Source organism: Paenibacillus kyungheensis, from assembly GCF_028606985.1.
Classification (GTDB): Bacteria; Bacillota; Bacilli; order Paenibacillales; family Paenibacillaceae; genus Saccharibacillus; species Saccharibacillus kyungheensis.
In genome coordinates this window covers 2,956,242-2,980,223 of the sequence record NZ_CP117416.1, presented here as the reverse complement: position 1 = coordinate 2,980,223, position 23,982 = coordinate 2,956,242, and the positions used below count along the sequence as shown (strand labels likewise).

Sequence of the window (23,982 nt, the reverse complement as noted above, 5' to 3'; positions counted from 1 at the left end):
ACAAAGAAACTCTCTTAATGCTAGAGAGTTTTTTTGTTGACTATTTTGTATGCAAAGTAAGCTTTTGGATAGTTACCATTCAAAGGTTTGTTCTCGAAAATCGGAAGCAGTACATCCTGTTTCTCTTTTGAAAAATTTACTAAAATGGGTTGGTTCCTTAAAGTTAAGGTGTTCTGCAATTTGGCTAATAGATTGATCGGTATGCACAAGTAATCGTTTTGCTTCCAAGATCATTCGAGCAGAAATAAAAGCTTTGGCAGTGATGCCGGTTGCTTCTATGGTAGCTCTTGTTAACGTTTTTTCAGTACAATTTAAATAGTGAGCATACTCGCTAACATGACTCCATTCAGTAAAATGTATCTCAACAAGCTTGTGGAAATGAATAAAACGTGGTGACAATTGAGTATATGTCATAGAATGAGCATTTTTGTGCAAAATATGAAGCCATGTCATTAAAGCATACAGTTGATAACGTAATAACATATGGACATCTTCAGTTGGTTCTGGGATCAGAGAGTCTGCTGTCATTCTAGTAATCGAATGAACAGCTCGTGCCAATTCTGTCTTCGTTAGTGTTAGCACTTTGGGTAGTCTTTCAATATCAAAAGCTAGCTTGTGCTCATTTAAAGTTGAAGTCATAGGGATCAGAAACTCAGAACGAAATAAAATAATCCAACCTTCCCAATCTTCATCTTTTCCAAAGTTATGGACTTGATTAGGAGAGACCACAAGTAAAGTTCCTGATTTACATAAAACCGGTTCAAAATTAATCCATTGAGTACATTCGCCTTGAGTTACACAAATAAGCATATAGAATTTATATCTATACGTAATGTACATTCTTCCTTCAAGTGTACGCTTTTTCAATTCGGAAAAACTGAAAATTTCTAAATCGTATGAATAAGGTGACGGCGGCTTATATCCTAAAGGTTCTATTTTGGCATCACTATTCAGTTTGAAATTCATAGTATATCTTTCCTTTCAGTGAGAAGAGAAAAAATAGAATGTCCATTTTATATCTTTTTTAGTCCTTATATAGCCTTTATTTCGTATTATAAATTACCTAAAATGATCATATAGCATCTTATCAATATAACACAAAAAAGGAGTTTGAAAAATGAATACGATGAACCATAACGAAATTGCTGAAATTGTCATGAATATCGAGCGCGCAAATAATGAGCGTTGGAATCAGGGGGATTGCCACGGTTACTTGGATAGTTATAGTGACGACATCAGTTACTTTGATCCAATTACTGAAAAACTTCTCGTGGGTAAAGAAGCTGTAGAAAAGCATATTTTGGCACACTATAAAAATCCGAATATAATCCGAAGCGAATATATTGATCCAGATGTAGCTATTAGCGAAGCTGGTGATCTCGCTGTACTGAGTTACAATTTACGTAATTTTGTAGCAGGAGAACATGGAGAAGAACAGCTTCAGAATTTTTGGAACTCAACAGCAGTTTTTCGCCAAATTAATGGCAAGTGGCGTACAGTCAATGCTCACTGGTCTTTCGTCCAACATCCAGGAATTGTATCGAGACCGAATTCGTTTTAAAAGAAAGATGCTAGATAGCATATTAAAAAGAACTCTCTTATTTATTAGGAGAGTTCTTTTTCTAGCTATGATGCGTTATAGCGTACCACTTGCTGAATCCATATATGTTATTTTAATACAATAAATATTAAAATATACTGTAGAGGTGGAAAACGGTGAAAAAAATTATTGTAATACCACAAGGTGAACAATATGCTAAGTATGTGGAAATAGGGTTGCTGATAGATCAATCATATGCGATTACATTAGGAGAAGAACATGTGCATCTGGTTAAAGTAAAGCCTACTACACAAGCAGATATTTATATTGCAGAGCAACCGTATAGTTTTATAACCATTGCTGTAGGTACATATGGAATTGAAGATTTACCTATCCTTCTTAAAAAACTGAAAAGCGTGTCAGGATATGCACTACTAACCAAGTATCATCATGTAGAAGATGATTATTTTAATCTAGCAGAATAATTATAAGTAGAAAGAAGGGAAGTCAATGAACATTCATTCTTCAAATCATCATAGTCATAAAATGAAATGGCTTCGAAATGCTATTGGGAGTGTAGCAGTCATTGGATTGTTAGGTAGTGTGTTTACAATAGGATCAAGACAAAGTGAGGCGACTATCCAAAGCACCTCTACATCCAGTTATCATAACTCGTATTTTGTAATCGGTACTCCTAAGCTAGTGATAGCAGTAGTTGCAGGTGCTAGTCTTGGCATAGGTTTAGGTATGCCATTTACTGCGAAATGGTATAGTAATGTGCTAAGTTCTATAAAATGAAATATTATGTAGCGATCTAAGTATTATTGGTTATAAATAAAACCGATATAAACCAATGCTGCTAAACAAACCAAACATCCAAGAACAGCTAAAATTCGATGAAACTTAGGATACTTTTGCGGATTGATCGTAGAAAATTCGATGACTTGTGTTAATGTAAGCACGAAGTAGGCAAAAGCTGCTAAAGCCAGTAACCCAATAGCTTGCGGATAAACTAATCTCAATAGCAAACAAATCACCGCTACAATAGGACAAGTGATAAAAATAATCTTAAATAGTCGCTTCATCGTCAATACTCCATTTCGTATTATTTAGAAGATGTGGAAGGTTTATTTAATACAAAAAAAGTAGCAACCATCATACATAACAAACCACCTAACCACCCTATAGTTGGAGCATAAGCAAATATATTTTTGCTGTACATTCCCAGAAGAATCAAGCATACACCTGCTAAAATGAACCCAATTACTTTACGTTGTAGCAACATATATTCGTCCTCCTTACATCATCAAGTACCTACAATAATCTAATATTATCAAAAAAAGAGAATCATTACTAAAATATAACGTTATAGCTAGCATAAGAGATTTAATTTCATAGATTATGTAACATGAAAAAGGCGATTTTTGCTATCTGACTCGTTTTCTTATAGAATAGTCACGTAACAATGAACGCTATGTGTCTTTTTTTGGTTACTCATGATAGTGAGACATGAAGGCAGTCAGCTATATTTACACAACAGAGAGGAATGTACGCATGAAAAAAGTAAAAACATTACGAACGGTGAGCATTATGCTCATGCTAGGAGCATCGCTCACAGCTGTACATACAGCTTCTGCTGATCCATTGAAAGTGGATAATGCTTTTTTTGAAAAACAAAAGCAAGTGGTGATGGATCAGACTACGACTCATTCCAGTAATGATACAAGTGCATCCAAAGAAGTACAAAAGCTTGAAAATGCCGATTACTTGTATATGAGTGAAGATGGTCAGGTGTATAGTTCCAAACGTGGTTATTTAGGAGCAGCTAAAAAAGATGATGATCTGGAAGCTTCGCGTGTTGGCGATCAACCCAGTCCACCCATCAGTGGCAATGGGCCTGCGGTTAAAGATGTAAATGGAGGCACAACCGGAGCTTTTGAACGTAAGCAATTAGCATACTCTGGCTTTGACAGTATTACATCAGATATCACTCTTCCTAAAGTAAGTGGTCTAGGTGCAGGCGAGCAACCATGGGTGTATTATGGATTTGATTCTGATAATGCTTCTATTGAAGCAGGTTATGCGTATCAGACAGGTACATTTAGATGGTTGCCGTATATTCGTTCCAATGGTTTTTATTATGCCGATTCTGCTTACCAGAAGTATGATGGTAACCGTATCAACAGCGTACAATTTTATCTAGCCAAAACAGCAACATCGGATACGTATTACAATGCGTATATGGTCGTAGGTGGAACGCAAGTAACGATTGCTCCGACTAAATTTACCGATAGTGATGCTCAATCCACTTCAGTGAAGAAAGTTACTTCAATTGCTAAAAAAGCTTTTGATGGTACAAATATTGAAGGTCGCACGATGAACCAACGTTATGATAATGTACAAGTGTCTTTATTTTATCAAGACCAAGCGTATCCATGGACACAATATCCAGAGTCTAGCGATTTTAAAAACAACAAATGGTACGGAACAATTGATAATCCTATCTCGTATGTACATCGGGATTGGGATAGCACCTCGATTTATAAAGATACCAACTAATGTATCGTCACAATCTTCTATAAAACAAAAGGAAGCCGATATGTATAATCAGGCTTCCTTTTTGTATATTTTTGTGTAAATAGAAGATGAGTGGATTGCTACTATTGTTAGATCTGATCTATACCGTACCTAGATAAAGCTTTGGTAGACGCATCGAATAATCGCCATTGCAGATAATTATTTTCAAGTACAACAACACGCTTACCGAGTGAGCGTAACTTGCTAAGGACATAATGTGTTTCACTACCATCAAATACAAGATGGATGCGGTAGGTCTGTGTATCTTCACTGAATTCCACTTGTTTCTCAAAGCATGAGAAAGCATGCAAAATACGACTGAGTTCTATATTGTATTGAGGGAGAATTTGGATTAAAGCTTGATGCTGATTCGCTGTTGCTTTCTGCTCCATATATTGCTGAATCTGATTGTATTGGGTGCTCTCGATAGCAGGCAGATCTTCAATTTGGGTAATCCGTATCAATCTTGTAGTCATCGCTACTTGAGAACGCAAATTGTACCAGATTAGATACCATTCACGCTTGACCATAGAAAATTCTAAACGCCAGGGAACCGCAGGTTGCATTCCTGTGACTTGTCCATGTTTGTTCTCATACTGGATAGATACACATTCTTGTTGACGGATACTTTTTCGTAAAGGCTGAATTAACGTATGATACATATGATATTGATGACTACCTGCTTTTTCGACCAATGCAGGCTGAAAAAGAAGTTGTTGCTCTTCTGATATACAATCTATGATTTTGGCAATCAGGTCAGCAGATAATGCTTCACCAGCAATAGGATGATCTAACATCGTTTTGAGCCATATCCGTTCTTGAGTGGTTAACGTATACGTTCCATGTTCTTCTAAGACTGATGTTAATTGATAACTAAAAATCTTCTCGAACAGATTCATAATAAGCTTGAATCTCCTTCCATTCATCGATCAACGACTGACGTAATTCTGCGGGAGCCAGTACTTCACAGCTCGAACCAAAGCTACGTAGCCATGGTCTAATCTCGATATATCCATTCACTTGGATCTCATATATAAACCATTCATCGTTCTCATCTGTAATTTGTCCCCATTGTCCTTGTAATACGACACGCTCACGAATAAAGTCTGTTGGTAATGGATCTGCTTTGTAAAAGCGTGCTTGCACTGTAATCGTATCTCCCGTATCGACTAACCAGCTATATTGCGTTTTACGTTGTAACTTTGCCAAATACTTTGCAACATGTTCTTCAGATTGTTGCTTTTCTTCTACAATATCAATCATACCGCTCATACGAAATTTAACGATTTGTCCTTTGGGATTAACGCCAAGCAGATACCAACGACCGTATTGATGATCATAGACGACTTGTAGGGGCAACACGATATGCCGGTGCACAACCGTATTTTCATCGGTAAATAAAGGATTGGTCTGGCGCGCACTGTAATTATTTTTGACTTTAGTAGAAAAGTATTGAAACGATATTTGTCGCCGTGCACGAATCATCTGAAGCAATGTATATAGGTGTGCTTCATCCAGAATACGAGCATCATAATGATATTTATAATGAAACGGTTCAATTAATCGCTGATCCCATTGTTCAGCAGGTATCGTAGCTTGAAGTGCTTTTTTGAGATTATCACGTAGTAAATATCCTTGTACTGAAGGAATCTGTGTATTTGCCATAATATCTACAAATTCATACAATTCGATCAATTCCGCTTGAGTGAGACAATCGGTTAGATCATTATTAAGGCGATAGTGATATGGACGAGTGCCAGGTTCACGACAAATCACACCGATCTCTTCTAAATATCGCAGATCCGAACGAATCGTTTTCTCATCCGGTGGAACAGTATCACTATCGATCAGTTGCTCATCACAATAGGCTAATAGCTGGGTAGCAGTCATTGTTTGCTGTTTTAAAGCAGTCAAAATCATAGGCAAACGCTGACTTTCTGATTCTTTGATCGATTTGGCTCGGTATAGAAACAGTAGGGTAGGTTCAGCGGAATCAACATAGCTATAACGAAATAGATCGTTTAGATCTTGCTCTCCATTAACTTCGCGTAATTTACGAATTGTTTTATCAAAAGTATGTATAGAAATGCCCAATCTACCAGCAAATTGTTGTCGATTATACGCATTACCTGTCAAAGCTAACATGCGTAGATATTGAATTTCTTTATCAAAACTTTCTTTAGCCATTTGTGTTCCTCCAAGCATTTATTTCTATATGTTAGTGTTGTACAGGTTCTCTATGAAATCAAGCTTTTTATTATTCTATACAAGTCGCCATACTTTTGCCCTGTTCGCTAGAACGATAACATGAGAAGATGAATTCATCAAAGAGAGAGCAACACAAGCATAACGCTTACGTTAGTTCATCGTATATCCGAGGCGTTCGAAAGGGTTACTTCGACTCTTAATCGACAGGTCGCTGGTTCGAGTCCAGCTTCCGCTGTATATAGCGGAATAGCTCAGAGGTAGAGCGGTACACGTACCTTTTCACCTTTTTCTTCGGATATACTTTTTAATAGTAGATGTATAGGAACATAGATAAGCACATAAATAGTCGAGGCGCTTGAAAGGGTTACTTCGCATTCATGGCGTACGGTTGCCGGTTCGAATCCGGATTCCGCTATATGGCGGAATATCTCAATGGTAGAGACGTATTTTACACCTTTTCAGCTTACTTCCTCGGTTACATATCATACTTTATAAGGAGGCGAACAGAATGAGCCAGGCAAAAGATATTTTTCAACAAGCAATACCACAAATGTTAAACCGAGCAGTCTATCCGGCATATGAGCGCAATCTGCAAGAACGTTATTTACAAACATTGTTAACGAATACTTTAGGAAATACGGTATATGCTAACAATCGTGAGCTATTAATCGAAGCTACAGTACTACATCAAGAAATGAGTGAACTTGATCCTGAATTTATGGCAAAAGCATTGGTATTTGCACGTAATCAAGGATATATGAGAATACAACCGCTTTATGGCTTAGCAATCTTGTCTAAAGTTAGTCCTCAACTGTTCGCCCGTATTTTTGCACAAGTTGTACGTATTCCTTCAGATCTAACTGAATTTTTGACTATTTTGGAAAGTATCGGTCGTGGACAGGGTGGACGTGCAGTGAAGCGTCAAGTTGCTTTATTTCTAAATCGCACTTCTGAATACTGGGCGTTAAAATATAACGGTCGTGGTCGTGGATTCAATCTGAGCGATGCTATTGTGACTTCTCATCCTATCCCTATAGATGTTAAGCAACAAGCATTATTCCGCTATCTGCGAGGACATGAGACAAATCTTGCATTGATTCCACAGATCGAAGCAATGGAAAAACTCAAAAAGGTAACCACTGATAAAGATCGTATCAAGCAGATTCAAAAAGGCAAGCTACCCTATGAAATTGTCACAAGTGTCATTACACCCACACCTAAAGTCTGGGTACATTTATTGTACCAGATGCCTGTATTTGCATTGTTACGTCATCTAAATACGCTACATTGTCATGATGTATTGGATCATCCCGAGCATTTGCAATATATACAGCAACGCTTAACAGATGTAGAAGCATTACGTAAAGCCAAGATTTTACCTTTTCAATTTGCCAAAGCCTACAATGAAGTAAAGCATCCTGAATTACGAGATACGTTAAGCGAAGCAGTAGATTTATCGTTTGATAACTTACCTGATCTACCGGGAAGAACAGCTATATTTTTAGATATTTCAGGTTCGATGAATGGTGAGTATTTACAGACAGGTGCTGTATTTGCGTATGCATTGTACAAAAAAACTAAAGGGAATTCTTTATTCTGGTTATTTAATACAACTGTACATGATGCCAAGCCTTCACGTCGTGATAGCATTATGGGTCAAGCCAGACAGGTAAAAGCATATGGAGGAACCAATACAGGAGCTCCTGTTAAGCAGTTAACAGATATCAAAGAAAAAGTAGATCAGATTATTATGATTACAGATGAACAGCAAAACACGGGTAGTGCTTTTTATAGTGAACTGCAAAAGTATCGCCAAAAAATAAACCTTCACACAAAAGCATTTATTGTAGATATTGCTCCATATCAGACTGCTATGGTTCCACCTAAAGATCGTCAAACGTTTTATATTTACGGTTGGAGTGATACTGTGCTTTCTTTTATCTCCCAAACGCTTAAAGGATTCCATCATATGCAACATGAAGTAGAACAGATCGATCTAGAAAAAGACCTGTAATACTCTATAAAATAAGATTTGTTCCCCTTTTGTATTGTTACAATAGAAGAGGGGAATTTTCTGCGTTGTTTCATCAATTTACATTACAGGTTTACTTTAAAGGAACAACGTATTATAATAGCAAACGTTGAGAATAATTATCATTATCATAAAAATAAAAAAGATAATGATACGGATATGAAGGAGACAGGAACATGATACTTAAAAAGCTAAACAAAACGATTTTGACGGTGGGTGCATTAACAGCGATTCTAGCAGGGTGTGGCAATACAAGCACAGCTAATCAAGCGGCTACGACCAGTACGAATACCGCCAACGCGATTACAATTCAAGATACAGTCGGTACAACGACTTTGCCAGCGCCAGCACAAAAAGTCGTTGCACTGGAATGGTCATTTGCAGACGATCTATTGGCACTTGGGATAACACCTGTAGGGATTGCTGATGATGATAAGCCAGAAGCGATGACCAAATTAGCAGGTAAAGCATTTGAATATATGCCTTTAGGCAAACGCGAGACCCCTGATTTGGAAAAGATTACTGAAGCTTCGCCTGATCTAATTATTGCAGACAGCGATCGCCATACCAAAATTAAAGATCAATTGGATCAGATCGCACCTACGATTGTATTGAATAGCCGTAAAGGTTCTTATGCTGAAAGTATTGATGATTTCAAAGTCATTGCCAAAGCTGTGGGTAAAGAAAAAGAAGCAGAAGCACGTGTCAAACAGCATGATCAAATAATGGCTGATCTCAAAAAACAAGTAGAAGCGATGGGAAGTAAAAAAGTATTAATCGGAGTTGCACGTAAAGACGGATTTGATGTACATACATCTGATTCTTATGCAGGTCAGGTCATGACAGAAATGGGCTTCCAAAATGCTATCTCTAATACTGACGAACCTTATGTAGAGCTAAGCTTAGAGACACTTACTACGCTTGATCCAGATGTGATCTTTATAGCAACGGATGATTCTGAAGCGATCACGAATAAGTGGAAAGAAACACCAGTCTGGAAAAACTTGAAAGCTGCTAAAAACAACCAAGTCTTTATGGTAGATCGTGATATCTGGACTCGATTCCGTGGCATCACACCTGCTGAAAAAATTGGACAAAATGCATTGGACTTTATCAATGGTAAAGTGAAAAGCCAATAATTGAATTGATTGAGCTAGTCACAGCAACAAAAGCTATACTTGACAGAACCCTGTTGAGTGTAGCTTTTTTGTATTATAATACTATTACAGTTAAAGATATTTTTAGACGGTACAATTTATATATATTGAGGAGGAAAAATAAGTGGGTTTTACTGGTAAAGTTCCTTTGTTTAGAGAAGGTCATATTGTAACTAATGATAACCAATATACGCTACCTTCTTTTCTAATTATAGGAGCACAAAAAGCAGGTACTACCTCTTTATATCATTATTTGATTCAGCATCCTCAGATTGAACCCGCTATCGTAAAAGAAGTTCATTATTTTGATGAACAATGGCGAAATGGAGTAGAATGGTATCAATCACATTTTCCTTATCTCAAATTTACAGAAAGTATAACTGGTGAAGCTACACCTTATTATTTATTTCATCCTCAAGCCCCTAAGCGTGTATATCATATGCTACCAGACGTCAAACTTATTATCTTATTACGTAATCCTATAGATCGTGCGTATTCTCATTATCAAATGATGGTAAGACGTGGAATAGAAAATTTATCTTTTGAAGAAGCAGTAGCATCAGAATTGGAACGAACTGAATTAATTTATTTACAAATGATGGCAGACTCTAATTATCATAATGGTGATCTAGCAAGCTACTCGTATGTACGCCGAGGACAATATATAGAACAAATTCGTCGTTGGTTAAAATGGTTTTCTATGGATCAGATGTGCTTTATAAATAGTGAAGAATTATTTACTAATCCTGAACAAACGTATCAAAAAGTCACCCGGTTTTTAGGACTTCCTGATGTTCAACTCGAACAGTATGAGCATTTACATGAAGGTGGTTATGATGATAAAGAGAATGAAGCTATTCGTCATACTCTTCAGCAACATTTTAAACCGTACAATGAAAGATTGTTTGAGTATTTAAATGTTTCTTATCCCTGGTAAAAAAGAGTATTCCGTATAATAACTTATGGAATACTCTTTCTTTATTTGGTATAGAAAAGATATTAGCCTTTTACAGCACCAGCTACAACCCCTCTAACAATATACTTTTGCAACAGAACAAATACGATAATCGAAGGCATAACCGCCATGACCATAGCCGTCATCGCATATTGCCAATCGGAGGTATACTGCCCGACAAATGTATAAGCGGCAAGCGTTAATGTTTTGGTGGCAGGTGAACCATTTACCATCAATAATGGCAATAGAAAGTCATTCCAGATCCACATTACATCAATAATAATGATCGTTGTAGTTACCGATTGAAGCAGAGGGAAGATAACTAAGAAAAATAATTTGAAGCCAGAAGCGCCATCGATGGTAGCACTCTCATCTATTTCCCGTGGGATCCCTTTCACAAATCCATGATAAATAAATACCGCTAGTGGTGCACCGAATCCCCAATACAAAATGCCTAATCCCCATGTGCTATCTGACAAATGAAGATTTTTAGCTAATTGCAATACCGTTAACATAATCGATTGAAATGGGATTAACATCGGTATAATACAGAGCAGATAGATCATATTGCTCCACTTGGACTGGGTACGAGATAATTTGTAAGCCGCAACGGATGAAAATAAAATAATCCCAATCAGACCAATCAAAGTAATAATCGTATTATTGATAAATAAACGCGGATAATTGATATATTTCCATACGTACGCATAGTTATCAAAATTAAACTGTTGGGGCATCGCAATCACATCACTCATCACTTCGGAAAAGCTTTTAAAAGAGTTAATAATCGCCAGAATAAGCGGATATAAAAACAAAAGCGACAGAATGATCATCACTATTTCTAGAATCAAGCGACCTGTTTTGGCGGATGTCATCAGGCTTCAACCTCCCTGCGTTTGAAGATACCAAGTTGAATAAATGTAATTACAAGTACCGCTATAAATAACACAAGTGCTTTGGCAGTTCCATAGCCGTATAAGTTGTTCTGGAACGTATCACGATAAATATCATAAGCGACACTATAGGTTGTTCCACCCGGTCCACCACCGGTAAGTGAAAGAATCACATCGAACACTTTGATTGAGTTCGTAAGCGCCATAAAGACCGAGATCGTAATCGATGGAGCGAGTAGAGGTAAAGTAATACTGAAAAATTTGCGAAATGCGCCTGCACCATCAACCGTAGCGGCTTCTTTGAGATCTTCAGGTACAGCCTGCAATCCTGCGATATAGATCACCATATAAAATCCAACCGATTGCCAGATCGACACACCTAGAATCGAGATAAAAGCAAGCCCGGGTTCACCTAACCAGCTCATCGCAAATATCCCCCAGCCTGTAGTGGCTCCCAGCGATTCAAATCCTTGCATAAAAATAAATTTCCAGATAAAGCCCACAATAACGAGGCTCAGAATATAAGGGACAAAAAATGCCGCCCGTAACCATGTAGTAGACCGTAACTTCATATCCAAAATCAATGCCAGTACAATCGCCAGCACATTGACCAGTACAATATACAGCACCATATATTTGATCGTGAACCATGCCGCGCTACTGAAATTCGCATCCCCTGTAAAAATTTGATGGAAATTATCCAGTCCTACAAATTTAGGATGCTTGGCGATTCCATTCCATTTGGTCAATGAATAACGTACAGTCATTACAAATGGAATATAAAAAGCAACCGCAATACAGATCAGCACCGGTAAAGTAAATATGCCAAATTGCAATCGATCAGACCATTTTCGCCCCATTTTCATTAGTTATACCTCTTTCCCGAAAATAATATCCGATATCATATTCTAGAATAAAGCGGTTACATAAAATGTATAGCTTTTTCTGATACTTGTATTATAGAATGGCGTTACGCTCTTCAAAATGGATTTAAGAAAACAGTTAAGGGTAAAAAGGTGAACAGCAAAAGAAATATCATTACAGGAGATGAACAGCAAATGGGGAGAAAGGGGAATCGTCTGCCGGTCACGAAACATCCCTATTTTGGTAGATATGTAAAGGTTACAAAGTTAAAAATAACAGCGATCTGGCATGTCTTATCCAGTCGCTTGTTGTATAAGCTAGTGATCTTATTCACATCTATTATTATTTTGGTGGTTACTTCATTGACTGTGATCTCTTATCAAATGATTCGCAAAGAATCAGTTAAGCATAGTATTGAGAGTACAGCGAATAATCTACTGCTCGTCAATCGCAATTTACAAGATTATATGGATGGAATCGCTCAATATTCTTTGCCACAACTACAATATGATGATCTGATTCATGCGATTATGAATGAGAAGCAAGAGTATGCTTCACGTATGTATCTGGAAAATTATTTACGACGATTGTATTTTGGTCGCAGTGATCTGGATGGTATTTCTCTATATATTGTGCAAGAACAGAAGTATTATTCGGTTAGTCGTGAATCATACAATATTGCTTCTCGTTCAGGATATGATCAAGATATTGCCAATCAACCGTGGTATAACACAGTGCTTCATCGAACCGATAATCAATACTTTCAATCCCTAGCTTTGACTCCAGCAGATAACAGTCATTTGGCTCAGTCTGATAGTTTTATGGCATATCATCGTGTATTACGCTCTATCGCTTCTCGTCAACCACAAGCGATTTTAACCTTCTATGTCAATCCTTCTGCGAGAGATACGATTTTGCAAGATACTTCGATAGATGCAGGTGAACATCTTATTTTTACTGATGCCAATCATATTCCTTTTTACGTAGACGATCCTCTTTTTTATCAATCTATGTTAGCAAGTGGACTGATCAAGCAATTGCAATACCAGACCAGTGATCCTTTAACATGGACGATAGATCAGCAGCGGTATATGGTCATGTACAATACATCGACTTCTAATCAATGGACATTAATGAAGCCTATTTTATATAGCCAGATTTATGAAGTGGCTAATACTACTCGTAATCTCAGTTACTTGATCGGTACAGGATTTTTGCTAATTTCATTTGCACTGGTGACTGTATTAGCGAATGAAATCACTCGACCTTTGGGGCATTTGTCCAAGCAAATGAACCGATTTAGCAGTGGAGAATTTGAGATTGAAGCCACTGTAAAAGGACAAGACGAGATTGCTCATCTCACCAAACATTTTAACGATATGGTGCGCAATACCAATGAATTAATCAATGAGCGTTATCGAATGAAATTAGTCGAGCAAAATGCGATTTTGAAAGCGCTTGAAGCAGAGCTTAATCCTCATTTTCTGTATAATGCGTTACAAGCAATTTCAACCAAAGCACTGCGTAGTGGCAGACTGGATATAGCGGATATGGTTGATAATCTAGCGCAGACGCTTCGTTATTGTATCGGTGGCAAAGACATTGTCATGGCAAGCGAAGAACTCAAACATATAGAACGTTATCTATCATTGCAAAAAGCACGCTTCGGCAGTCGTTTACAGATGACAGTTCATTGGGATGATTCGTTACTTCAATTACCTATCCCCAAATTATCGATTCAATCTTTGGTCGAAAATTCAATTAAACATGCAGTCGAACAAGTATCCGAGCCGGTTATGATTACAATTACAGCCCATTTAACAGATCAAGATGTGTTGATTACTGTACGCGATAATGGACCCGGTATTTCGCCAGATCGGTTGGAGCAGGTATTGGCATCATTTAAACAAACATTTATTGAACGTGAAGGCAGCCATATTGGACTCCAAAATCTGCATACCCGATTACAAATTTTATATGGTGAACAAGCGGGTTTACTGATTGCTAGTGATAAGACAGGTACCGAATTAAGTATGCATATACCACAAGGGGGAAAGTAATATGTATCACATTTTAATTCTGGATGATGAAGAACCGTTGCGTGAAGCGATTCGTATTCTAGGGGAATGGGACAATCTGAAGATTAGTGAGATCTATGAAGCAATCAATGGGCAAGAAGGATTGTCTATTTTACGCGAACATCATATTGATCTTATTATGGTCGATATGAAGATGCCAGGAATGAACGGTGTTGAATTTTTGAAAAAAGTGAAGCAGGAATATCCTGATATGCTGACCATTGTGATTAGTGGATATAACGATTTCGAATATACACATCAAGCGATTCGCTCGAACGTATTAGATTATTTGCTCAAACCTGTTAATCGACATGAATTAAACGATACATTACGCAAAGCGGTTCATCTATTACAAGAACGTCAGCAACAGCATCAGCAGAAGATTCAACAACATCGTGCACTGCATGTGTCTTTACCTAAATTAAAAGAAAATATCTATCAATCGTTGATCGACAAACGATTCAAAAAGCAAGGCAATGAAGATATGCTCGCTATGATTGGAGCAGAAGATGATACTTGTTATCATGGAGCTGTTGTTTTACGTATTCTTAATATAGAGCAAGTGCGCCGTCAGCGCTTTTATGGAGATACCAGTCTGTTATACTTTGCTATCGCTAATGTGCTGAATGAATGTACAGAAGATGATATTCAATATTTTTGTTTTGCTAATCAGCGCTTAGAACGTGAAATGATTCTGGTCTATCATGCAAGGCATCGTTATCCACAAGAACTTGGTTTTGCTGTACAACAACGGGTACGAAGCTTGATTCAGACTTTAGAGCATTTATTAGATCTCTATATTATAGCAGGATCAGGCACACCTTCGAATGATATTCAACAATTAGCGACAGCGTATGAGCAAGGCAAACATATGATTGAGCAAATGAATATCCTGGAGCTGAATCGCTCAATGATTATCCCTTACGAACAGCGTAATGCTATCGCAGAATCTCATAGTCTCTGCTCACGCATGCCTCAGATACGTACGTTACTTGAAAATGGACATTTCCCACAAATCCACCGCATAGCAGATGAGTTGATCGCGATGATTAAGCAGTCTCCTTATCTGAGTATGCATATGGCTGAATACAGTCTGCATGATTTTGAAGGGCAACTGTATGAGATCACCAGAGAATTAGATCAGCGATTATTAGCAGATGACTCAGCTATTACGAATGCCAGAAAAGAACGAATACAGATTCATACTCTGGATATGATGAATATTGCGCAGTGGGAGCAACATGTACATGATATTATTACGTATTATGCAGAAATGGTACGGAAATCAGGAGGGAGTCGCCAATCTTTTCATATCAGTGATATTCGAGCTTATATCGATCAGCATTACTTTGAAGAAATCAAAATTTCGATGTTCACCGATAAATATTATCTTAGTCGTGAATACCTGATGAAGTTATTTAAGCAAGAGTATCAGATGGGGATTCATGAATATGTACAGCAACTGCGAATGGACAAAGCCAAAACATTACTGAATGAAGAAGGACTCAAAATACAGGAAATTTCAGAGATGCTAGGGTATAAAGATAAAAATTATTTTAGCAAAGCTTTTCGTAATTATTATCAATTATCGCCTTCTGAATATAGAGCGCAACGATCAGCAATATCAAATAAGTAAGCGTATTCATAAATTCACTTTTTTACCCTTAATAGATTACTTATCTACATTTTTATCTGAACCGAGTTTCAATAGAATAAGACTATACAGTATAGCAGAGGCATTGGTTGATCGATGCTTGGGGCTGACTAATTTGAAATATGGGGGCATATACATGTTCAAAAAGATGATGGTCTTACCCATTACGCTTGTGCTGAGCTTATCCATGTTAGCAGCTTGTGGTAACAGTACAGATACAACAGACAAGGGCGCTTCTTCAGGTGGAAGTACAGATGGTGCTGTAACAATCAATATGTTTACCGCTTCTCCAGAATACACAGATGCATTCAATGCTTATATCGAAGAATACAAAAAAGTAAAACCGAATGTCACGATTAATCTTGAAATTATGCAGGCTGATTACAATACAATTCTCAAATCTCGGATCGCTGCTGGAAGTACACCGGATGTGTTCCAGACTACAGCAGGAGGAGATATTGATACGTATGCTGATTACAGCGCAGACTTGACCAATGAACCGCTAGCAGCAGCTATGACAGATGCTGTGCGCACGAATATGACTTCTACAGATGGTAAAGTATTAGGCTTACCAGTTAAAGGGAATCTATTTGCACTGATTTATAATAAAGAGTTATTTGCCAAAGCAGGCATTACCGAACCGCCTAAAACGATTGCTGAAATGGATGAAGCCATCAAAAAGCTAGAAGCTAAAGGAATCAAACCTTTTGCGAACGCTTACAAAGAGTGGTGGGTATGGAAACATATTTTCCAACATTATGTAGATGCAGCCGCAATTGATGCAGGTATGAGTTCCAAAGACTTGGTGAACAAATTTATCGCAGGTGAAACAACGATTAAAGAATATCCTGCACTATACAATAACTTCTTTGCTTTTATCGATACAACCGTACAATATGGCACAGACAAGCCGTTAGAACGTGATAGCAATGCAGAAGTGAGTGATTTTGCTTCTGGTAAAGCTGCTATGATGACAGGTAAAGGGGCTTGGGATGAAGAAGCAATTATCAAGATCAATCCTGATTTCAAAATGGGAATCATGGGTTACCCTGTGAGTGATAAAGCCGATCAATCGATGATTATTACAGGCGCAGATCAAGCGTTGCGAATTAACGTGGAATCTCCTGTAGCGAAAGAAACAATTGAGTTCTTCAACTGGTTGTATACATCAGATTACGGTAAAAACTGGTTCTCTCAAGTAGCAAAAGTCATTCCACCGATCAAAGACGCTCCACTTCCAGACTTGCAAATGCCTAAAGAAATGGAAGAAATCTTAAAAACCGAAAAATCTGGCGATCTATCTGTTAACTACTCATTAGATACATTCCACCAGAAATTCGGCGAGATCATGCAAGCCTATATCGGTAAAAGCAAAACTAAAGATCAAGCTGTCGAAGAAATTCAACAAGCATGGATTCAGTTAGGATCAGCTCAGTGATATAGATTGAAAAAAAGCATCTTCTTTCTCTGTTATTAATATGCAGAGGAGAAGATGCTTTTTGAGTTGAGAATAAGGGATGATTAATACGTGGTAGCAAAAAGATATTTTATATATCTAATCAAATCCCTTTGTAATACATATTTATACTGCACGTATACGTTTAACACTTTGACGATACATTAAAATTAACAAATACGAACCGACAAAAGCACCGGTAATGAGCCAAATCGGAATGCGTGGATCAAGTGTATATGCCCAACCACCGATAATGCCAGCAGGTGAAGTGAAAAGTAGAATCAATACAGACAACATAGAGAAAATTTTGGCACGCTTTTCATCATCAATCGCATTCGCTACAGCCGTTTCTAGATAAGGCGAGCTGATCATCATACCAACGGCTGCTAGAATCGTACTGATTCCAATCCAGAGTAGACTGTGCACAGGGCCGAAGACAAGCATAATATTGGAAACAACAGACAATGCAAAACCAGCCATCATTGACCGATACACAGCACCTTCCGGTATACGCGGAGTCAATAACCATAAAGTAAGCAACATAATCAATGACGAAATAGCAGGGACGAGCGAGATAATGCCATCATCAATATGTAAATAATCCGCTAGATATAGAGAAAGATATGTCGTTTTCAGTGTCGTCTGAAAGTTAAACAAAATATATACGCTAAAAATCAATAACAATCCTTTACTTTGCAAAATATCATGAATCGCACCACTGTAGTCGACAAGGCTTTGCTTGAGCCCAAGTTCACGTGTTTCTTTCATTTTGCGATAACCCATCTCTGTCTCACGTGTAGTTAGATGGCGACCAATAAATTGAAAAGTCATTAACACAAAAGCGATGACGTACATAATTCGCATTCCTGGAACTAATCCATATTCATATACCAACAGACCACCCAAAGGAGCAAACAACCCGCCAATTACACCGATAATCTGAAGTAATGTAAAAATGTATGTTCGATCTTGAGGTTTCGTATCTTCGACGAGCAAGCAATAAAAAGAAGTCGCAGGAACTCGCTGAAATCCATTAATAATTGCAGCGACAAGGAAAAACCAAAAGTTTTGCGATACCGCCCATACGAGGGTGGCTACACTCCAACTAAAAATATCGAAATAGAGCAGTGCTTTTTTGCGCCCCATACGATCTGTCAAATAACCGCTAATAAATGAAGAAAATACTTGAAATACCAGACTGATTGTCGTGATCCAACCAATATTGGTTTCACTGATGCCTAGTTGATACATATATAATGTCGCATACGTAGCAAACATACTATAAGGGATGAGAAAAAAAGGTTCAAAGGCAAGACAGCCGCGGCTGTTGCCTTCCAAGCGTGAAAAAAAAGAACGAGCCATACAATAATCCTCCACCATATCATCTGTTTATTTTTTATTTTCTACAAATGTTTTATAAAGCGCTCTCACAAATAAAGATACAGACCAAGTCTGTATGCAACGTATGGCTCACACCCAAGATCAATATAATTAATCTCCTCCGCCACCGCCACAACTACTTCCAGAACTATCACTACTGCAAGAACTACTGCTTGAATCGTTTCCGCTATGACTGTGAGAAGAATCATAAGAATCGCTTCCATGACTGTGATGCCCTGATCGTCCTGAACCAGAGTCTGTAGACATATACCCTGTACCACAAGAAGAACTAGCATTATACGATTGCAACGTCTGCACATCTGCTGGCAAATACTGATTAACTGCCGGACAGAAGTGTTGTACATCATTTTGCGAATAATATACAGCAGCACAACCGGACAGACCCAGACCATAATTATCACTTGGCGAAGTATAATTTCCGTTATCGTAGGTATGATGTTTACTTTGTTTGTTATACCGCGCCGGTGGTGTTTTTTGCAATGCTTGTTTATTGTGATCCTGAAATTGTTTGCTCAAATATAAAATGGCTGTTTTGGCTTCAGGAATATGGTTAAATGTATGACGGTTAAACAGACTATGATCGATACGATACTCATTAAAAGAATATAAGTTATTCATCGTTGAAAGTGCCAACGGATAATTGAAAAATCCATTCCACAATCTAGAGTTAGGACGAGTAATTGGGAACAGTTGCGAGTACGCCCAGTCAAATAAAGCGCATTGATCCGGCTGTGATACTGATTGTCCATGTGGAGAATGATGCAACATATATCCAAAAAAACGATCACAGAACTGCTGATACTCACGCGTAAACATCAACATTTCATGCCAGATATCATCGACTTTACTGCTGAACATCGGCATTTGATTGAAAAGCGCACAGATCAAAAAGTAGCGACGCATTTCGACCCAGCGCCAATTCCATTCTTCCTCTGTCATATCAGGATGTTCTGTCATCACACGTTGTCTTAATTGATGAGCATAATCAGCAGGCAAAGCATTTTCTAATCTAAGAACTAACGGTACACAAGGATGACCAGCAGGCACAATCGATGTCGGTGCCGCAACAGCAGACCGGAAAAAGCGCTGATTCGCTTTGATTGACCAAGAATCGCCTTGATGTCTACGAGCGATTCTACGGAACATAACAATAAACACAATAATAAAAGCTATTAATAATAAAAGATCAAAGGACATTTACAACCACTCCTGTCTTTTACAATCAGCCGATTATAAAGTTATTTTGTAGAAAACGATCTCTATACGAAAATCATTTTTGCATTACAGTTAAGCAGACAGATACCTAGTATTATCGCTAAATGAATAAAATAATAGCTAATTAGAATGTTAGAGTCCGACTGGAAATGATTACATCTTAACGTGCTACAAATTCTTGCTTAATCTGTTGCAATAGTTCAGGTTGGCTTATCACATCATACGCTGTTTCTGCTAAAATCTTGCCTCCGAATATCATTGCGTCTAATGCTTCAGGTAGCTGGGCACGATCACGGAATCCGATACTATGCAATTCATGCTTTTCTGTAGTGACTTGAATATAAGGATGAATCGCAGGGCAGTGTGTAGATACATTTCCCAGATCAAGTGACCCAGCGTCTTTGCCACTATGAATATCAGAGCGTGCTACTCCATGCGAGACTAGATTATTAGTGAATACCTCGGATAACGTAGTGTTGGTAATTAATTCATCATACGAATATTCATAATTCGACACTTTTAAAGTACATCCTGTTTGCAAAGCAGATCCTTCAGCAATACGTTTTACTTTTTCTACAAGTTCATTGGTATATTCACGACTAGCAGAACGAACATAAAATTGAGCAGAAGCGTAGTCCGGTATAATATTAGCAGCTACTCCGCCTTGATTAATAATGCCATGAATCCGCGTGTCACTTCGTGTCTGTTGACGAAGAGCATTGATTCCATTGAATAGTTGCAACACGCTATCCAGTGCATTGATACCGTGTTGCGGGCTAGCTGCGGCATGAGCAGATTTGCCAAAGTATTCAAATTGCAAAGCATCCATTGCTAAAGAAATGCCTGATTCTTCATAGGCATAATAAGGATGTGCCATCATCGCAAAATCACAATCATCGAACAAGCCAGCTTCTGCCATCGGCACTTTAGCACCACGTGTTTCTTCTGCTGGTGTACCATAGACTCGAATCGTTCCACCATACTCATCAACTACAGCTTTTAATCCTACTGCTGCACTGACACTCATCATACAGATGAGATGATGACCGCAAGCGTGTCCAATTTCAGGTAACGCATCATATTCGCATAACAATGCGACAACAGGTCCTGACTTTTGAGCAGTGTAAGTAGCAATAAATGCAGTCTCGATCCCTAATATAGGTGCTTCAATCGTAAAGTTATGGAATAGCAATTCTTCTTTTAATCTGGCAGATGCTTTGAACTCTTCATTACCTAGTTCAGGATTATCTCCTATATATGTAGAAACTGCTTTGAAACGTTCGGCATGTTGGTCAATCGTTGTTGCTATTTGTGATTTGAGGTTGGATGTAATAGACAATAGTATCGTCTCCTTTAGAAGTTATCATATAATGTTTCGACCAAAGTAGTATATCATAAAGTGGAACTAAACTTACGATAAAATGATTGAATAATCATACATATTCATTTATAATAACCCGGTTAGACTTTTTAATAAGGTTTCTGTGATGGATATGATTGTAGGTCAACTTACTTCGATCCGGTAGACTGGTCAAGTCTGCGTGTATAATATGGAAGGGGATAAAAAATTGAAAGTATGTAAATCGTTATTTGCGGTTTGCTTTAGTGTGCTGATTGTATTTTTAGCAGTAGCACCGATGGCGTCCGCCGCACAAGACACAGGTAAAAAAGTAGTTGTAGGTTTAAGTGCAGATTTTGCACCTTATGAATTTCGTAAAAATATAAATGGCAAAGATGAGATTGTAGGATCAGATATTGAGATCGCTAAGCGAGTCGCTGCCGATATGGGAGCAGAACTGCAAATTCAAGATATTGCGTTTGACAGTTTGTTACCCGCGCTAGATAGCGGCCGGATTGATATGATTATTTCAGGGATGACACCTACAGACGAACGTCGTCAAAATGTAGATTTCTCAGATACGTATTATATTTCTCGTCAAGTGATTGTAACTCGTGCAGAAGACAAAACAAAATATAAAACGATGGATAGCTTGAAAGGGGCTGCGATCGGTGTACAAAGAGGTTCAATTCAACAAGATATCGCAGAAGGTATTCAAGGAGCTAAGTTATCTCCAGTTGATAAAGTATCTGATATTATGTTGCAATTGGAATCGAATCGTGTAGATGCAGCAGTGATGGAAGGCCCTGTAGCAGAAGGTCAGGTGCTTAATCATCCTGATCTTGCAATCACCGATATTCAAATTCCAGACAGCGATACACCAATGGCGATTGCTGTCCAAAAAGGAAATACTGAATTATTAGGTCAAATTAACAAAACATTAGCAGAACTCAAAGCTAATGATGAAATTGATAAATTCGTAGAAGCAGCTTTCAAGCTTAATTCAGGTGAAACTGATGGTGAAACAGCAGAGCAAATCAAAGATAAACCGAAGCCGAATATTTTCCAAATTTTCTGGGATTATCGTAGTTACTACTGGCAAGGCATTCAATACACATTGTTCTTATCGGCGATGGGTGTATTGTTCGGATTTATTATTGGATTGATTGTATCATTGTTACGTTTATCACAAATCTCTGTATTCCGCTGGTTAGCGATGACCTATATTGAGATTTTGCGTGGGACACCGATGCTTGTTCAATTGTTGATTATTCACTACGGTATCGCACAAGCATTTAATATTAACTTTACCGTCTTAGAATCTGGTATTATCACATTATCTATTAATAGTTCTGCTTATCTAGCTGAAATTTTCCGTGCAGGTATTCAAGGCGTGGATCGTGGACAGACAGAAGCAGCACGTTCACTAGGTATGTCTTATGGCGCAACAATGCGTCATATTATTATTCCACAAGCAATCAAAAGTGTATTGCCAGCGATCGGTAATGAATTTGTCGTCATTATCAAAGAATCATCAATCGTTTCCTTTATCGGAGTAGCCGACTTGATGTTCCAGGCACAAGCAGTTCGTAGTATTACGTATTCTGCATTGAGCCCGTTGATTATTGCGGCAGCGATTTACTTTGTTATGACATTTATATTGTCCAAACTACTAGGTATTGTAGAACGGAGGTTGAGTGCAAGTGATCAACGTTAAAGGTCTTAAAAAGTCATACGGCAAAAATGAAGTATTAACTGGCATCGATATGGATATCGCTCAAGGTGAAGTGGTTGTTATTATTGGACCGAGTGGATCGGGTAAAAGTACATTTTTACGCTGTCTCAACTTGTTAGAGCAACCGACCGCAGGCGAGATTCATTTTGAAAATGAATTAATTACAGCGCGTAAGCATGATATTGATAATACTCGTAAAAAAATGGGAATGGTGTTCCAGCACTTTAACCTTTTTCCACACAAAACGGTATTGCAAAATCTAACGATCGCACCGATCAAAGTGAAAAAAATGAATACCAATGCGGCTAATAAAATTGCAGAAGATCTATTACACACGGTAGGGTTAGCAGATAAATACAATGCTTATCCAAGTCAGTTATCTGGTGGACAAAAGCAACGTATTGCGATTGCGCGTGCACTGGCGATGCAACCGCATGTGATGTTGTTCGATGAACCTACATCAGCACTTGATCCTGAGATGGTTGGTGAAGTGCTAGAAGTAATGCAGAAGCTTGCTCATGAAGGCATGACGATGGTCATAGTTACCCATGAAATGAATTTTGCGCGTGAAGTAGGCGACCGTATTATTTTTATGGATGCAGGGCAAATTGTAGAGCAAGGTACACCGGAAGAAGTATTCGGGGCTCCAAGCCATCCACGTACCCAAGACTTTTTGAGCAAAGTATTATAAATCAATCAACTGTAACCTAATAAATAAGGTGAAAATAAGCATACGAAAAAGAGCTGATATATTTATCAGCTCTTTTTTATGTTAAGCATAGAAATAAGAAATACAGAAACTTCTCGTAAGGATGATATCAATTATTTGTTGGAACAACTTTATGAAGATTTAGTGAAAATAGCTAATATGTCTTTTG

Annotated in this window: 22 protein-coding genes and 1 tRNA gene; 13 read left to right on the top strand and 10 right to left on the bottom strand. The window is 37.9% G+C overall.

The window, feature by feature from the left end; translation table 11 throughout:
- Positions 1-72: 72 nt before the first annotated feature.
- Complete coding sequence (locus tag PQ456_RS12680; protein ID WP_273612613.1) at positions 73-966, bottom strand: AraC family transcriptional regulator; 894 nt, start codon at positions 964-966, stop codon at positions 73-75.
- 151 nt (positions 967-1,117) lie between these two features.
- Between PQ456_RS12680 and PQ456_RS12675 the strand changes: the two genes are divergently transcribed.
- From PQ456_RS12675 to PQ456_RS12665, 3 genes are all read left to right on the top strand, one after another.
- Entirely contained in the window at positions 1,118-1,561 is a 444-nt protein-coding gene (locus PQ456_RS12675; RefSeq protein ID WP_273612612.1) for a YybH family protein, read from the top strand.
- Between the two features lie 155 nt (positions 1,562-1,716).
- The gene (locus PQ456_RS12670) at positions 1,717-2,025 is read left to right on the top strand and encodes a hypothetical protein (protein ID WP_273612611.1); all 309 of its coding nucleotides are present in this window, start codon (positions 1,717-1,719) and stop codon (positions 2,023-2,025) included.
- Positions 2,026-2,050: 25 nt separating this feature from the next.
- A complete protein-coding gene (locus tag PQ456_RS12665; RefSeq protein ID WP_273612610.1) occupies positions 2,051-2,338 on the top strand; it encodes a hypothetical protein in 288 nt (95 codons plus the stop codon).
- Positions 2,339-2,361: 23 nt separating this feature from the next.
- Here PQ456_RS12665 and PQ456_RS12660 read toward each other — a convergent pair whose 3' ends face one another.
- Positions 2,362-2,625 (bottom strand): hypothetical protein, encoded by a 264-nt coding sequence (locus tag PQ456_RS12660; protein ID WP_273612609.1) that lies wholly within the window; start codon positions 2,623-2,625, stop codon positions 2,362-2,364.
- 20 nt (positions 2,626-2,645) lie between these two features.
- On the bottom strand, positions 2,646-2,825 hold the full coding sequence (locus PQ456_RS12655) for a hypothetical protein (RefSeq protein WP_273612608.1): 180 nt from the start codon (positions 2,823-2,825) through the stop codon (positions 2,646-2,648).
- Positions 2,826-3,094: 269 nt separating this feature from the next.
- Here PQ456_RS12655 and PQ456_RS12650 point away from each other — a divergent pair, with 269 nt between their 5' ends.
- The gene (locus PQ456_RS12650) at positions 3,095-4,099 is read left to right on the top strand and encodes a hypothetical protein (RefSeq protein WP_273612607.1); all 1,005 of its coding nucleotides are present in this window, start codon (positions 3,095-3,097) and stop codon (positions 4,097-4,099) included.
- 107 nt (positions 4,100-4,206) lie between these two features.
- On the opposite strand, the gene PQ456_RS12645 is transcribed toward PQ456_RS12650, so the two are convergent.
- Both PQ456_RS12645 and PQ456_RS12640 read right to left on the bottom strand, forming a co-directional pair.
- A complete protein-coding gene (locus PQ456_RS12645) occupies positions 4,207-5,016 on the bottom strand; it encodes a WYL domain-containing protein (protein WP_273612606.1) in 810 nt (269 codons plus the stop codon).
- Positions 4,991-6,304, bottom strand: coding sequence for a helix-turn-helix transcriptional regulator (locus tag PQ456_RS12640; protein WP_273612605.1), 1,314 nt, complete (start codon positions 6,302-6,304; stop codon positions 4,991-4,993). Before PQ456_RS12640 ends, PQ456_RS12645 begins: the two co-directional genes overlap by 26 nt.
- 191 nt (positions 6,305-6,495) lie before the next feature.
- On the opposite strand from PQ456_RS12640, the gene PQ456_RS12635 reads away from it, so the two are divergent.
- The 4 genes from PQ456_RS12635 (at position 6,496) to PQ456_RS12620 (ending at position 10,451) form a co-directional block, all read left to right on the top strand.
- Positions 6,496-6,560: transfer RNA gene (locus PQ456_RS12635), tRNA-OTHER, on the top strand.
- Positions 6,561-6,833: 273 nt separating this feature from the next.
- Entirely contained in the window at positions 6,834-8,339 is a 1,506-nt protein-coding gene (locus PQ456_RS12630) for a TROVE domain-containing protein (protein ID WP_273612604.1), read from the top strand.
- 194 nt (positions 8,340-8,533) lie between these two features.
- Entirely contained in the window at positions 8,534-9,496 is a 963-nt protein-coding gene (locus PQ456_RS12625) for an ABC transporter substrate-binding protein (RefSeq protein ID WP_273612603.1), read from the top strand.
- Between the two features lie 142 nt (positions 9,497-9,638).
- Complete coding sequence (locus tag PQ456_RS12620; protein WP_273612602.1) at positions 9,639-10,451, top strand: sulfotransferase family protein; 813 nt, start codon at positions 9,639-9,641, stop codon at positions 10,449-10,451.
- Between the two features lie 62 nt (positions 10,452-10,513).
- Here the strand turns inward: PQ456_RS12620 and PQ456_RS12615 are convergent, their stop codons facing one another.
- Complete coding sequence (locus PQ456_RS12615) at positions 10,514-11,344, bottom strand: carbohydrate ABC transporter permease (protein ID WP_273612601.1); 831 nt, start codon at positions 11,342-11,344, stop codon at positions 10,514-10,516.
- Positions 11,344-12,228 carry a carbohydrate ABC transporter permease gene (locus tag PQ456_RS12610; protein WP_273612600.1) on the bottom strand — a complete coding sequence of 295 codons (885 nt, stop codon included), beginning with the start codon at positions 12,226-12,228 and terminating at the stop codon, positions 11,344-11,346. The genes PQ456_RS12615 and PQ456_RS12610 overlap by 1 nt, the downstream gene beginning before the upstream one ends.
- Before the next feature lie 150 nt (positions 12,229-12,378).
- On the opposite strand from PQ456_RS12610, the gene PQ456_RS12605 reads away from it, so the two are divergent.
- The 3 genes from PQ456_RS12605 to PQ456_RS12595 all read left to right on the top strand — a co-directional run bounded on the left by PQ456_RS12605 (position 12,379) and on the right by PQ456_RS12595 (position 17,396).
- Positions 12,379-14,286 (top strand): sensor histidine kinase, encoded by a 1,908-nt coding sequence (locus tag PQ456_RS12605; RefSeq protein WP_337957854.1) that lies wholly within the window; start codon positions 12,379-12,381, stop codon positions 14,284-14,286.
- A 1-nt stretch (position 14,287) separates the two neighbouring features.
- Positions 14,288-15,940 carry a response regulator gene (locus tag PQ456_RS12600; RefSeq protein WP_273612599.1) on the top strand — a complete coding sequence of 551 codons (1,653 nt, stop codon included), beginning with the start codon at positions 14,288-14,290 and terminating at the stop codon, positions 15,938-15,940.
- 154 nt (positions 15,941-16,094) lie between these two features.
- Positions 16,095-17,396: an extracellular solute-binding protein gene (locus PQ456_RS12595; RefSeq protein ID WP_273612598.1), complete on the top strand. Its 1,302-nt coding sequence runs from the start codon at positions 16,095-16,097 to the stop codon at positions 17,394-17,396.
- 144 nt (positions 17,397-17,540) lie between these two features.
- Here PQ456_RS12595 and PQ456_RS12590 read toward each other — a convergent pair whose 3' ends face one another.
- From PQ456_RS12590 to PQ456_RS12580, 3 genes are all read right to left on the bottom strand, one after another.
- Positions 17,541-18,776, bottom strand: a complete 1,236-nt coding sequence (locus PQ456_RS12590; protein WP_273612597.1) for an MFS transporter — start codon at positions 18,774-18,776, stop codon at positions 17,541-17,543.
- Between the two features lie 129 nt (positions 18,777-18,905).
- Positions 18,906-20,012 carry a glycine-rich domain-containing protein gene (locus tag PQ456_RS12585; protein ID WP_273612596.1) on the bottom strand — a complete coding sequence of 369 codons (1,107 nt, stop codon included), beginning with the start codon at positions 20,010-20,012 and terminating at the stop codon, positions 18,906-18,908.
- Positions 20,013-20,190: 178 nt separating this feature from the next.
- Entirely contained in the window at positions 20,191-21,363 is a 1,173-nt protein-coding gene (locus PQ456_RS12580; RefSeq protein WP_273616313.1) for a M20 family metallopeptidase, read from the bottom strand.
- A gap of 235 nt (positions 21,364-21,598) precedes the next feature.
- On the opposite strand from PQ456_RS12580, the gene PQ456_RS12575 reads away from it, so the two are divergent.
- Together PQ456_RS12575 and PQ456_RS12570 are read left to right on the top strand one after the other, a co-directional pair.
- On the top strand, positions 21,599-23,086 hold the full coding sequence (locus tag PQ456_RS12575) for an ABC transporter substrate-binding protein/permease (protein ID WP_420540613.1): 1,488 nt from the start codon (positions 21,599-21,601) through the stop codon (positions 23,084-23,086).
- The gene (locus PQ456_RS12570) at positions 23,073-23,795 is read left to right on the top strand and encodes an amino acid ABC transporter ATP-binding protein (protein WP_137221604.1); all 723 of its coding nucleotides are present in this window, start codon (positions 23,073-23,075) and stop codon (positions 23,793-23,795) included. The genes PQ456_RS12575 and PQ456_RS12570 overlap by 14 nt, the downstream gene beginning before the upstream one ends.
- Positions 23,796-23,982 lie beyond the last annotated feature (187 nt).

Coding starts and splice junctions, on each gene's coding strand:
- PQ456_RS12640 (WP_273612605.1), bottom strand. CDS start 6,304: ATGGCTAAAGAAAGTTTTGATAAAGAAATTCAATATCTACGCATGTTA.
- PQ456_RS12675 (WP_273612612.1), top strand. CDS start 1,118: ATGAATACGATGAACCATAACGAAATTGCTGAAATTGTCATGAATATC.
- PQ456_RS12680 (WP_273612613.1), bottom strand. CDS start 966: ATGAATTTCAAACTGAATAGTGATGCCAAAATAGAACCTTTAGGATAT.
- PQ456_RS12625 (WP_273612603.1), top strand. CDS start 8,534: ATGATACTTAAAAAGCTAAACAAAACGATTTTGACGGTGGGTGCATTA.
- PQ456_RS12585 (WP_273612596.1), bottom strand. CDS start 20,012: ATGTCCTTTGATCTTTTATTATTAATAGCTTTTATTATTGTGTTTATT.
- PQ456_RS12600 (WP_273612599.1), top strand. CDS start 14,288: ATGTATCACATTTTAATTCTGGATGATGAAGAACCGTTGCGTGAAGCG.
- PQ456_RS12650 (WP_273612607.1), top strand. CDS start 3,095: ATGAAAAAAGTAAAAACATTACGAACGGTGAGCATTATGCTCATGCTA.
- PQ456_RS12615 (WP_273612601.1), bottom strand. CDS start 11,344: ATGACATCCGCCAAAACAGGTCGCTTGATTCTAGAAATAGTGATGATC.
- PQ456_RS12660 (WP_273612609.1), bottom strand. CDS start 2,625: ATGAAGCGACTATTTAAGATTATTTTTATCACTTGTCCTATTGTAGCG.
- PQ456_RS12630 (WP_273612604.1), top strand. CDS start 6,834: ATGAGCCAGGCAAAAGATATTTTTCAACAAGCAATACCACAAATGTTA.
- PQ456_RS12610 (WP_273612600.1), bottom strand. CDS start 12,228: ATGAAAATGGGGCGAAAATGGTCTGATCGATTGCAATTTGGCATATTT.
- PQ456_RS12655 (WP_273612608.1), bottom strand. CDS start 2,825: ATGTTGCTACAACGTAAAGTAATTGGGTTCATTTTAGCAGGTGTATGC.
- PQ456_RS12665 (WP_273612610.1), top strand. CDS start 2,051: ATGAACATTCATTCTTCAAATCATCATAGTCATAAAATGAAATGGCTT.
- PQ456_RS12595 (WP_273612598.1), top strand. CDS start 16,095: ATGTTCAAAAAGATGATGGTCTTACCCATTACGCTTGTGCTGAGCTTA.
- PQ456_RS12590 (WP_273612597.1), bottom strand. CDS start 18,776: ATGGCTCGTTCTTTTTTTTCACGCTTGGAAGGCAACAGCCGCGGCTGT.
- PQ456_RS12645 (WP_273612606.1), bottom strand. CDS start 5,016: ATGAATCTGTTCGAGAAGATTTTTAGTTATCAATTAACATCAGTCTTA.